Source organism: Amycolatopsis sp. NPDC052450 (assembly GCF_044547565.1).
Lineage (GTDB): Bacteria > Actinomycetota > Actinomycetes > Mycobacteriales > Pseudonocardiaceae > Amycolatopsis.
Genome location: NZ_JBIUAQ010000005.1, coordinates 183668 through 194060 on the forward strand (window position 1 = coordinate 183668; position 10393 = coordinate 194060).

General features: G+C 68.2%; 15 protein-coding genes. 10 read left to right on the forward strand and 5 right to left on the reverse strand.

What is annotated here, in order from left to right; genetic code table 11:
• Positions 1–33 precede the first annotated feature (33 nt).
• Positions 34–684: a DedA family protein gene (locus ACIHAO_RS11615; RefSeq protein WP_396556912.1), complete on the reverse strand. Its 651-nt coding sequence runs from the start codon at positions 682–684 to the stop codon at positions 34–36.
• Between the two features lie 135 nt (positions 685–819).
• On the opposite strand from ACIHAO_RS11615, the gene ACIHAO_RS11620 reads away from it, so the two are divergent.
• The 4 genes from ACIHAO_RS11620 to ACIHAO_RS11635 are packed head-to-tail and all read left to right on the forward strand — an operon-like array spanning position 820 to position 3327.
• Positions 820–1971, forward strand: coding sequence for a sensor histidine kinase (locus ACIHAO_RS11620; RefSeq protein ID WP_396556914.1), 1152 nt, complete (start codon positions 820–822; stop codon positions 1969–1971).
• Positions 1962–2606 carry a response regulator gene (locus ACIHAO_RS11625; protein ID WP_396556916.1) on the forward strand — a complete coding sequence of 215 codons (645 nt, stop codon included), beginning with the start codon at positions 1962–1964 and terminating at the stop codon, positions 2604–2606. Before ACIHAO_RS11620 ends, ACIHAO_RS11625 begins: the two co-directional genes overlap by 10 nt.
• Before the next feature lie 44 nt (positions 2607–2650).
• Positions 2651–2941 (forward strand): helix-turn-helix transcriptional regulator, encoded by a 291-nt coding sequence (locus tag ACIHAO_RS11630; RefSeq protein ID WP_125788776.1) that lies wholly within the window; start codon positions 2651–2653, stop codon positions 2939–2941.
• Positions 2938–3327 carry a VOC family protein gene (locus ACIHAO_RS11635; protein ID WP_125790112.1) on the forward strand — a complete coding sequence of 130 codons (390 nt, stop codon included), beginning with the start codon at positions 2938–2940 and terminating at the stop codon, positions 3325–3327. Before ACIHAO_RS11630 ends, ACIHAO_RS11635 begins: the two co-directional genes overlap by 4 nt.
• Before the next feature lie 75 nt (positions 3328–3402).
• Here the strand turns inward: ACIHAO_RS11635 and ACIHAO_RS11640 are convergent, their stop codons facing one another.
• Together ACIHAO_RS11640 and ACIHAO_RS11645 are read right to left on the reverse strand one after the other, a co-directional pair.
• A complete protein-coding gene (locus ACIHAO_RS11640) occupies positions 3403–3783 on the reverse strand; it encodes a VOC family protein (protein ID WP_396556919.1) in 381 nt (126 codons plus the stop codon).
• A 47-nt stretch (positions 3784–3830) separates the two neighbouring features.
• Positions 3831–3974: a hypothetical protein gene (locus tag ACIHAO_RS11645; RefSeq protein WP_158633055.1), complete on the reverse strand. Its 144-nt coding sequence runs from the start codon at positions 3972–3974 to the stop codon at positions 3831–3833.
• 98 nt (positions 3975–4072) lie between these two features.
• On the opposite strand from ACIHAO_RS11645, the gene ACIHAO_RS11650 reads away from it, so the two are divergent.
• Genes ACIHAO_RS11650 through ACIHAO_RS11660 form a run of 3 tightly spaced genes read left to right on the forward strand, consistent with a single transcriptional unit; the run spans position 4073 to position 6405 of the window.
• Positions 4073–4717 (forward strand): TetR/AcrR family transcriptional regulator, encoded by a 645-nt coding sequence (locus ACIHAO_RS11650; protein ID WP_396556921.1) that lies wholly within the window; start codon positions 4073–4075, stop codon positions 4715–4717.
• 33 nt (positions 4718–4750) lie between these two features.
• On the forward strand, positions 4751–5965 hold the full coding sequence (locus ACIHAO_RS11655; RefSeq protein WP_396556923.1) for a DUF4241 domain-containing protein: 1215 nt from the start codon (positions 4751–4753) through the stop codon (positions 5963–5965).
• A 17-nt stretch (positions 5966–5982) separates the two neighbouring features.
• Entirely contained in the window at positions 5983–6405 is a 423-nt protein-coding gene (locus tag ACIHAO_RS11660) for a PPOX class F420-dependent oxidoreductase (protein WP_396556925.1), read from the forward strand.
• Here ACIHAO_RS11660 and ACIHAO_RS11665 read toward each other — a convergent pair.
• Positions 6390–6905, reverse strand: a complete 516-nt coding sequence (locus ACIHAO_RS11665) for a GNAT family N-acetyltransferase (RefSeq protein ID WP_396556927.1) — start codon at positions 6903–6905, stop codon at positions 6390–6392. The two genes, ACIHAO_RS11660 and ACIHAO_RS11665, sit on opposite strands and share 16 nt — an antisense overlap.
• Positions 6906–6945: 40 nt before the next feature.
• Here ACIHAO_RS11665 and ACIHAO_RS11670 point away from each other — a divergent pair, with 40 nt between their 5' ends.
• From ACIHAO_RS11670 to ACIHAO_RS11680, 3 genes are all read left to right on the forward strand, one after another.
• Positions 6946–7515, forward strand: coding sequence for a dihydrofolate reductase family protein (locus ACIHAO_RS11670; RefSeq protein WP_396556929.1), 570 nt, complete (start codon positions 6946–6948; stop codon positions 7513–7515).
• Between the two features lie 87 nt (positions 7516–7602).
• Positions 7603–7974: a hypothetical protein gene (locus ACIHAO_RS11675; protein ID WP_396556931.1), complete on the forward strand. Its 372-nt coding sequence runs from the start codon at positions 7603–7605 to the stop codon at positions 7972–7974.
• Positions 7975–8025: 51 nt separating this feature from the next.
• On the forward strand, positions 8026–8787 hold the full coding sequence (locus ACIHAO_RS11680) for a class I SAM-dependent DNA methyltransferase (RefSeq protein WP_396556933.1): 762 nt from the start codon (positions 8026–8028) through the stop codon (positions 8785–8787).
• Positions 8788–8791: 4 nt separating this feature from the next.
• Here ACIHAO_RS11680 and ACIHAO_RS11685 read toward each other — a convergent pair whose 3' ends face one another.
• Positions 8792–10183, reverse strand: a complete 1392-nt coding sequence (locus ACIHAO_RS11685) for an MFS transporter (protein WP_396556935.1) — start codon at positions 10181–10183, stop codon at positions 8792–8794.
• Positions 10184–10393 lie beyond the last annotated feature (210 nt).

Here is a 10393-nt window from a genome sequence, read left to right on the forward strand (position 1 = left end):
CGGGGCGCCCGCTCTGGGCGCCCCGCCACCGGCTCAGGCATTGGTGCGGTTCTTCTCACGCAGCCTGCTCACCACGAAGAGGGTCAACGCGATCGCGACGGCGGCGATCACGAAGTACTGGAAGAACCCGGCGTACTCCTCGACCAGGTGCCAGCTCTCCCCGAGGCCGTAACCCGCCAGGACGAACCCGGTGTTCCAGATCAGGCTGCCCAGCGTGGTCAGCGCCAGGAACCGCCAGAACGGCATGCGTTCGATCCCGGCGGGCAGGGAGATGAGGCTCCGGAAGATCGGCACCATCCGGCCGAGGAACACCGCCTTGGCACCGTGCTTCTGGAACCAGGCTTCGGTCTTGTCGAAGTCCGAGGTCTTGACCAGCGGGATCTTCGCCATCCAGCGGCGTGTGCGGTCGCGGCCGAGCAGCAGGCCGAGGTAGTACACGATGACGGCGCCCGCGACCGAGCCGAAGGTGGTCCACACCAGCGCTTCCACCAGGGTGAACGTCCCCCGGCTCGCGGAGAACCCGGCGAGCGGCAGCACCAGTTCGCTCGGGATCGGCGGGAACAGGTTGTCCAGTCCGACGATGATCGCGGCACCAGGACCTCCCAGTGAGTCCATCAGCGACACTGCCCAGCCGGCGAGGCCGCCCATCGATTCGTTGGCGGTTTCGGCGAGGAGGAGGTTCATGGCGGCCTTTCGTGGTCGTCTGCGGGTACCAACGAACGTACGAATTGCCCGGGTTCCGCACCCTGCGGTGAAGCGGCACAAATCACTGAGGAAAACCGCAATACCGGCCTTCGGATACCCCGCTAACCTGGCGCTATGCCTGTTCCGGCAGCGACGCGCCGCTACCTGCGCAAGATGCTCCGCGGCACGCTGGGCCTGGCGATCGGCGCCACGACAGCGGTCGCGGAGTTGTTCTACCTGCTCTTCGGCGGCATCGCGCTCGTGGTCCCCGCGGTGCGGGCTCCCGTCTTCTCGGGCGCCCGCGCACTATCCGAAATGGAGCGGCGACGGCTGGAGAAGTACTTCGGCATGGAGAACGCGACGGATTACACCGGACGCCGCGCGATGGCCTACCTGATCCCGCGGTGCGTCGTCGGGTTGCTCACCGCCGCGATCTTCGGCCTGATCCTGATGGGAGGCGCCTCCGGCCTGATCATCGGATTCCAGCTCCTCGACGGCAGGTCGCCCGGCGGTGACGCCCCGGCCGACTGGTACGACCCGGTCACCACGTCGCTTTTCGGCGCACTGCTTGTTTTCCTTTCCCTGCAAGGACTCCTCGGCGCCGCGACGCTGGACCAAAAGCTGGCGATGAGCTTTTTCGGCCCCAGCAAGAAGGAACAGCTGCGCCGCCGGGTCTCCGAACTCGCGACCAGCCGGGCGGAGGTGGTCGAGGCGGTCAACGGCGAGCGCCGCCGGATCGAACGGGACCTGCACGACGGCGTCCAGCAGCGGCTCGTCGCGCTGGGGATGCTGCTCGGCCGGGCCCGGCGCGCCGGTGATCCGGGCCACGCGTCGGAGCTGCTCCGGCAGGCACACGAGGAATCCCAACGCGCCCTCGAAGACCTCCGGGAGGTCTCGTGGCGGGTGTATCCGATCGCGCTGGACTCGGACGGGCTGCACCCCGCGCTGGAAGCGCTCGCGGAACGCTCCGGGGTGCCGGTCCACCTGCGGGTCGACCTGCCGGAACGGCCGCCGGCGGCCATCGAGACCGTCGTCTACTTCGTCGCGTCCGAAGCGGTCACCAATACGATCAAGCACGCCGCGGCGACGCGGATCGCCATCGAGGCCGAGTGGGACGGGGACAGGGTGCGGGTGCGGATCACCGATGACGGCACGGGCGGGGCGCGGGAGTCCGGCGGCGGTCTTTCCGGCCTCGCGATGCGCGTCGCGGCCGCGGACGGCGAGTTCACTGTGGACAGTCCGCTCGGCGGGCCGACCGTGGTGACGGCGGTGCTGCCGTGCGGGTGATCCTCGCCGAGGACTCGACCCTGCTGCGCGAGGGGCTGGTCCGGTTGCTGGTCGAAGAGGGACACGAGGTCGTGGCGTCGGTCGGCGACGGCGAGGCGCTCCTCTCGACGACGGCGGCGTATCGGCCGGACGTGATCGTCACCGACGTCCGCATGCCGCCGACCCATACGGACGAGGGTCTTCGCGCGGCGCTCGAGATCCGGAAACGCTGGCCGGAAATCGGGGTCCTGGTGCTCTCCCAGTACGTCGAGAAGCGCTACGCCGCCGAGCTGATCACCGGCGACGGCGAACGCGTCGGCTATCTGCTGAAGGACAGGGTCGCCCAAGTGGGCGAATTCCTGGACGCGCTCGACCGGGTCGCCGCGGGTGGGGCGGCGTTCGATCCGGAGGTGGTCCGGCGGCTGCTCGCGCGGACCACGCACACCGATCCGCTCGCGAAGCTGACCGTCCGTGAGCGTGAAGTGCTGGAGAAAATGGCGCAGGGCCACACGAACGCGGGGATCGCCGAGTCACTGTTCGTGTCGCTGAGCGCCGTCGAGAAGCACGTCAACGCCATCTTCGACAAGCTCGGACTGGCCGCCACCGCCGGCTACAGCCGCCGCGTCCTGGCGATCCTGCGCTACCTCGGTTCCTGACCGCCGAGTTGACAGGCAAGTGGCGGCTTGCCTATAACTGAACCGTGGACGGCGACCTGTTCAAGGCGATCGGCGACGCGACGCGGCGCGCAATCCTGGACGAGCTGACCGAAAAGGACGGTCAGACCCTGTTCGAGATCTGCGGCAGGCTGACCATGAAACATGGCCTGAGCTCTTCGAGGCAGGCCATCTCGCAGCATCTCGCGATGCTCGAACAGGCGGGCCTGGTGCACACCCGGCGGCAGGGCCGCTACAAGTTCCACCACCTCGACACGAGCCCGCTGCGGTCGATCGTCGAGCGGTGGCCCATCGACCGAGAGGAACCGAACCCGTGATCCGGATCAACATCACCAGCGTCTTCGTCGACGACCAGGCCAAGGCTCTCGCCTTCTACACCGAGAAGCTGGGGTTCACCAAGAAGCACGACGTGCCCACCGGCGACGCCCGCTGGCTCACCGTCGTCTCCCCCGCCGACCCCGACGGCGTCGAACTGCTGCTGGAGCCGGACGGTCACCCGGCGGCGAAGCCGTTCAAAAAGGCGTTGGCGAGTGACGGTATCCCGTTCACCCAGTTCGCCGTCGACGACGTGTACGCCGAGGTCGAACGGCTCAAAGGGCTGGGCGTCGAGTTCACCCAGGACGCCGTCGACATGGGGCCGGTGGTCACCGCCGTCTTCGACGACACCTGCGGCAACCTCATCCAGCTCGCCACGATGAAGTAGGCCGGGCGACGGAAAGCGGGGCTTGGGCCACTGTGGACCAAGCCCCGCTTCGTTTCACCGAAAGTCGGCGGTTTCCTACTGCTGAACCCATTCCACGAGTTCCACGGGCACGCCGTTCGGGTCGGTGACCATGAAGAGGCGTTCTCCCCAAGGCTCTTCCCGCAGCGGCAACGTGATCTCGACACCTTCGTCGCGCAGGCGCTTCTCCTCGGCTTCGAGATTCTCGACCGTGAAGGCCACGATCACACCGGAAGCGCGCTGCTGCCGCAGGTTCTCCGGCAGGACCTCGATGCCCGCCTGGAGCAGCACGATGGTCACCTTCGCGGTTTCGTGCCCGAGGGAGACGAAACCCTCCGCGGCCATCAGCTCGGTGAAGCCGAAGTGCTCAGTGAAGAAACGGCTGGAGGCGGCGACGTCGTCGACGGTCAGCGAGACGGTGGAGGCAAGGACGTTCATGGGCTATCCCCTTCGGTCGGCAGTGCGGTGTCGGATGAGCTGATCGGTCAGTACGACCGGCGGCGCGGGACACCGGTCGAGCGGCGCACCGGCATCGAGCGGCCGGGGAACGGCTGCTGATGACGGCGGTCGTTCCGGCGGGCCTGAGCGCGGTTGGTGCCTTCGTTGCCTTGGGGGATTCGAGCGGTCAAGGAGCCTCTTTCTCTCACTGGTCGGTAGTACGGACGTAAGTTTACATCCGACCTACAGGAAGTCAAGGATATTTTTACGACGGTGGTAAACTTCGCTCATGACCAGCACGGATGTGGGTTTGCGAGAGCTCAAGAAGCAGGAGACGCGGCAGCTGATCTCCGACCAGGCGACGCTCCTCTTCATCGAGAAGGGCTTCGAGGAGACGACGATCGCCGAGATCGCCGCGGCGGCGAGAGTCGCGAAGAAGACCGTCACCAACTACTTCGCCCGCAAAGAGGACCTGGCGCTCGACCAGCACGAAGAGTTCACGAACGGGCTGGCGAACGCCGTCCGCGACCGGAAGGCGGGTGAGTCGGCCCTGGCCGCGCTACGGCGCACCTTCCTGGACGCGGTGGCGGAGCACTCGCCCGTGATCGGCTTCACCGGGCCGGTCTTCGCGAAAATGGTGCTGGAGAGCCCGACCCTGACCGCACGGCTGCGTGAACTGCACGAACTGCGGGAAGCGGCACTCGCCGAACTGCTCGCGACCGAGACCGGGGCCGATGCGGACGACATCACCCCGATCATGGCGGCCGCCGAACTCAACGCGATCGACCGCGTGCTCTTCCGCGAGGTCCTCCGGCGCTCGCACGCCGGCGAGAGCAACGAGGAGATCGCCAAGGCACTCACGAAGGCGACCAAGCGGGCTTTCGAACTGTTGGAACCGGCCTTCGGCGACTACGCGATCCGTGAGAAAGCGTGAGTTTTGTCGGGGGTACCCGCTAGGTTTCGCTCCATGGCTGAGGGGACCTTGCTGGACGTCGTCTACTGCGAAGGCTGGGATCCGGCCGCCCGCGCGTTGATCGGGAGGCTTTCACCCGGCACCGCGCGGGAACGCGACGCCGCCGGGGAGCAGTACGCCGTCGCGTTGACGCGTCCTGGTACCGAGGTGCCACTGCTGCTGCTCGAAATCGCCTGGAAGCACCGGTTCGCCCGCTCCGTCCAGTTCGATGGGCGGCGCAGACGCCGCGGCCTGTACGAGTTCCGCGTCCTCGACACCGGCGACCTGTTCCTCGTGAAGATCGAGCAGTGGACCTATCAGCTCGATGACCAGGAAGAGTTCGACGAACAGAGCGCCGGCCGCGTGGAGATGTCCTTCGGTCCCGAAGGGGAGGGCTGGGTGTATCGGGCCCCCAAGGGTTACGGCGGCGGTTCCAGCAACGGCCGCGTGCAAAAGCCGGTGTCCGAGCTGACCATGCCGAAGCCCGCCTTCGGCGACTGGAAACCTTTCACGAATGTGCGGCAGCTGACCCTCCGAACGCCGGACGCTCCGGAAACCGATCCGCCGCTCCCCGTCGACCGGCGCCCGTGGCGGCCTTCCGTTCCGATGCGTCCTTCCGCCCTGGAGCAGATGTTCACCGCGGGCACGCGGTTTTCGCTGAACGAAGACGATGGCGTCGTCGAGGTCGAGCTTCGGGACGCCGGGAGACTGCGCATGCCCAGTGGCAGGCTCGTCGCCTCGGACCCGGCCTTCCTGGACCGGGAGACCGGGCAGTTCACGGTCACCGTGCCGCCAGGGGAATACCGGGTCGAGCTCGTCGTGATCCGGTTCGTCGACGAACCCACCCACGAACGGGTCGCCGCCGCCAAACTCGTCATCGCCGACGTTCCGGCCGCCACGTGGGAAGCCGCGCTCTGGCCGGGGCAGGACCCGCTCTTCCTCGGGGACGGTGAGTTCTACGGCTACGGCGTGGACAGCGGGACGGGCTGTTTCGCCGATGCCACCGCCCTTCCCGAGGAGGTGGACGACGACCTCATCGAGAGGTTCGCCGAGGCGGATCCCCACGTCGACATCACCCTGGACGGCGTCGAGGGCAACATCATCGCGTTTTCCGCCGGCTGGGGAGACGGGAGCTATCCGACCTGGATCGGGCGGGCGGGCGACGGGACGCCGGTCTGCTTCGTCACCGACATGCTGGTGCTTAATCACGCGCAGGTTCTGACGGCCTGAAAGAGGAGGATGGCGTCATGGCTTTCACAGCGGAAGAGATCGCATACCTGCGCTCGCAACCCTTGGCCCGCTTCGCGACGCTGTCCGAGGACGGCGAACAGCCCGACGTCGTCCCCTTGGCGTTCGAGTTCGACGGGACGCAGTTCTGGGTCGGCGGCGTGGGCGCGTCGGTCCTCGCGACCCGGAAGTTCCGCAACATCCAAGCGGGGCAACGCAAAGTCGCCTTGCTCGTCGACGACCTGGTCTCACTCGATCCGTTCATCGCCCGCGGCGTCCGGGTCTATGGCGAGGCCGCCGATCCGATCGAACGGAGGGGAGCCGTCGGCCCGGGCATCTACGCGCGCGTCACGCCGAAGGTGTCGTGGAGCTGGAACATGGCGGGCGAACCCGCGGGTGAGACCTGGTATCCGTCGAGGCGCGCGGTTCACGGCGAGACGTAGAGAAGCATGTCGCGCAGGACACCGCCGATCTCGTGATGGGCGGGTAGCAGTCCTGCGTTCCGGTAGCCCGCTTTCTCGGCCGCGCGAACGGAGCCGCGGTTCCACGGCTCGATGTACAGCTCGATCCGCTCGATGCCAGGGACGGTCCGGGCGAACGGGGTGATCGCTTTCAGCGCGTCGGTCGCGAAACCGCGCCGCCGTTGTCCGGGCGAGATCGAATAGCCCACGATCCCGATGCCTTCGGACAGCTTGCGCAGCCAGAGTCCGATCGTGCCGACGGCGGTTTCGTTCGCGGAGATCACGAAGGCGAAGCCCCGGCCTTCGGCACGAGCGCTTCGCTGCCGCCGCACCCACACTTCGGCTTCCTGACGCGTCGGCCTCGCGGGAAGTTTCCCGATGAGCGGGATGTACGGGTCCTGCCCGAGTTCGAGGGCCAGCCGGATATCGGCTTCGGTGAACTCACGGAGGACGACGGATCCGTGGGCGAGCGGCTCGGTCATCGGTCCATTCTTGTCGGTGGCCGGCGGTACGGTCGGGTTCATGCGAGAGCTGATCGTCACGGAGAACAGCACGATCGACGGCGTCATCGAACTGGCGGGCGACTGGTTCAGCCCCGGCGACACCGATCCGGACGTCGACCAGTCGGATGTGCTGGCCGCGCTCCGCGAACAACGTGAGAACGCCGACGCGTTACTTCTCGGACGCGTCACCTTCGCAGACATGCGCGGGTACTGGCCGCAGCAAACCGATGACACGACAGGCATTTCGGCTTATCTCGACTCGGTGAGCAAGTACGTGGTTTCGAGCACGCTGACGGAACCGGAGTGGGAGAACACGACGGTGCTCTCCGGTGAGCTGCGTTCGGAGATCGAGCGGTTGAAGGCCGCCGAAGGCAAGGACATCGTGACGACCGGCAGCATCTCGCTGGTGCGGGCGCTCATCGCCGAGGGTCTCGTCGACGAGTACCGGCTGTTCGTCTATCCCGTCGTGGCAGGCGAAGGCCGTCGGTTGTTCGAGGGTGCCACCGGTGTCCCGAAGCTCCGGCTGGTGGAGGAGCGGCCGTTCGCTTCCGGGATCGTGCTGCTGCGGTACCGGGCCGCGTCGAGCTGACGCTTCACCGGGAATTCCGCTGTTCACCGCCCGCTGGGTAGGGTCGTACTCCGGCTTGGCGACGGGAGAACGACGGAGGTGGCGCGCGTGGTCGACGCGTCGAAGTTCACGGCCGAGGTGTTCCGCCGCGCGGCGGAACGGCCTGGCGTCCCGCCGCGGCTGGCGCGGGCGGCCGACTGTGTCCGGGACGGCAAGTTCAGCTGGGAGGAGGTCGCCGCCGGGAACTGCGAGCACCCGATCGCGCAGGCGCTGTTCGTGCCCAGAGCGCAGGAGAAGCTGTGGCCGCTGCTGGCCGAGGTCGCCGCGGGCCTCGAGTCGGAGCAGGCACCGGCCGCACCCCGTCGCGCCCGAAGAGCACCCACGACGGACGACGACTTCAGCGAGTACACCTACCTCGAGGACTTGGCCGAACCGAACACCCATCCGGCGTGGCCGCAAAGGCGGGATCGCGGCCGGTGACGGGGAAAACGGGATGAAAAGCGCCCGGCCGCGGGCGTAGCGTCGGCGACCGTGATCGACGAGACGAACACGGAAGACGATGCGGCGGACGGCTGGTTTCCCGAGAGTGTCGCCGCGGGCTACGACGCGCCGGGCGGTGCGAACGCGCCTGAAGTGGTGACCTCCGCGGTGGACGTCCTCGAAGACCTGGCCGATGGCCCGGTGCTCGAGTTCGCCGTCGGGACCGGGCGGATCGCGATCCCGCTGGCCGCGCGCGGCGTGCCGGTGCACGGCATCGAACTGAGCCGGGCGATGGCGGCGCGGATCGCGGACAAGCCGGGTGGCGACGCCGTCGAGGTCACCATCGGCGATATGACGAAGACGCGGGTCGCCGGTCTGTATTCGTTGGTGTACCTGGTGTTCAACACGATCGGCAACGTGACCACCCAGGACGGGCAGGTCGACGTCTTCCGCAACGCGGCCGCGCATCTGCGGCCGGGTGGGCTGTTCGTCGTCGAGGTGGGCCTGCCCGAGCTGCGCCGCCTGCCGCCCGGGCAGGACATCGTCCCGTTCGCGATGGCATCCGGCTATGTCGGCTTCGACCAGTACGACGTGGTCACCCAGGAGTTCACGTCGAACCACGTCACCGTGACACCGGACGGGCAGGGACGATTCCGCCGTATCCCCTTCCGGTACGTCTGGCCCGCCGAGATGGACCTCATGGCACGCATCGCCGGGATGCGCCTGAAGCACCGCTGGGCGGACTGGGATCGCTCGGAACTCACCGCCGAGAGCACCAAACACGTGTCGGTCTGGGAGCGCGCACCGCACTGACGGGTCAGGACGCCCGCGGAGACCTGTTCGTGGCGATGATCAGCGCGCTGACGGCGAGCGGGGGCAACGCCCACAGTGCAGTGGTGAGGTAGCCGTTCCGCGTGGGGAGCAACGCGCCGTCCGGGGTGGCCGCGGCGAGCAGCAATCCGGCGAGCGCGCTGCCCGCGGCCATGCCGATGCTGCGGGCGATCTGGTTGATCGAAAGCACGCTCGCCGTTTCTTCCGGGGGCACACCGACGAGAACGAGCTTGGGCATCACCGCGAAGACACCTCCGACGGCGAAGCCGAGCAGAGCGATCGCCACGAGGACGAGAGCGAGCGACTGGTCGCCCGCGGCGAACAGCAGGGCACTGGCCACGGCGATCACGATCGAGACCGCGTACGTCCACCGCTCGGTGACGCGCGCGACGAGGCGCGGCACCGCTTTTCCCGCGGCGAATCCGAGCAGTGAGAACGGGATCAGGGCCGCTCCCGCGGCGACGCCGGGAAGCGCGAATCCGTAGTGGGCGTCCGCGGGGGTCTGCACGTAGCGGGTGAACAGGCTGAACAGCAGGTACAAACCTGCGCCTGCAACGAGTATCGCCAGGTTCGCGCGCAGGAGTTGCCCTTGGCCGAGCAGCCGCAGGTTCACCAGCGGCACCGCGGTGCGCAGCTCGATGAAGGCCCATACCGCCAGGACCGCGGCGGAACCGGCGAGAAGGCCGGCGGCCGGCCACGGGGTCGACCAGATCGTGGGTTCGGCGATGACCAGCAGCACCCCGAGAGTGCCGAGCGCGAGGAGCACCGCGCCCGTGACGTCGATCCGGGGCGGCTCACCCGGCACCTCGGCGGGCAGCGTCCGCCAGGCGATGACCAGCGCGACGGCGGACAGGAGGAATCCGAACCCGTATGCGGCACGCAGCCCCGCGAGTTGATCGAGAAGGCTGATCACCGGGTAGCCGACCCCGATGCCCACGGTCGAGGCGACCGACAACGCGGCGATCGTCGATGTCGAACGCTCGGGCGGCAGATGCGCGCGGGCGACGCTCATCAACAACGCCCCGACAGCGACCCCGAGCCCCTGCAGGCCGCGCCCGATCACCAGCGCCGCGTACGGAAGCGGGAGCACCGTCAGCAGTCCGCCCACCACGACCAGGGCCAGGGTGGCCAGGATCGTGGCACGGCGGTACGGGCCGCTGCCGAGCCTGCCCAGCACCGGCCCCGCGATCGCGCCACTGAACAGCGTCACCGTCAAGGTCCACTGCGCGGCGTCCAAGGACACATGCATCCCCGTGGCGACCGGAGTGATGAGAGGCGCCCCGACGCTGCCGATCACCGCCCCGGCCAACGCCGTGCCCACCAACGCTGGACTCAACCTGACGGAGACGTCCGCTCGGGAGCTCATCCGGTCAGCCATGAGCATTAAGTTACTGGTTACTAACTACTAACTCGATGTGATGTCGCTCCCGAGAAGGCGCCGGGGACGACAAAAGCGGCCCCGTGACTTGGTCACGAGGCCGCTTCAGTGTGGCGAGTGAGGGATTCGGGGGCGCGGGGGGGGGGGGGGGGGGGGGGGGGGGGGGGGGGGGGGGGGGGGGGGGGGGGGGGGGGGGGGGGGGGGGGCGGT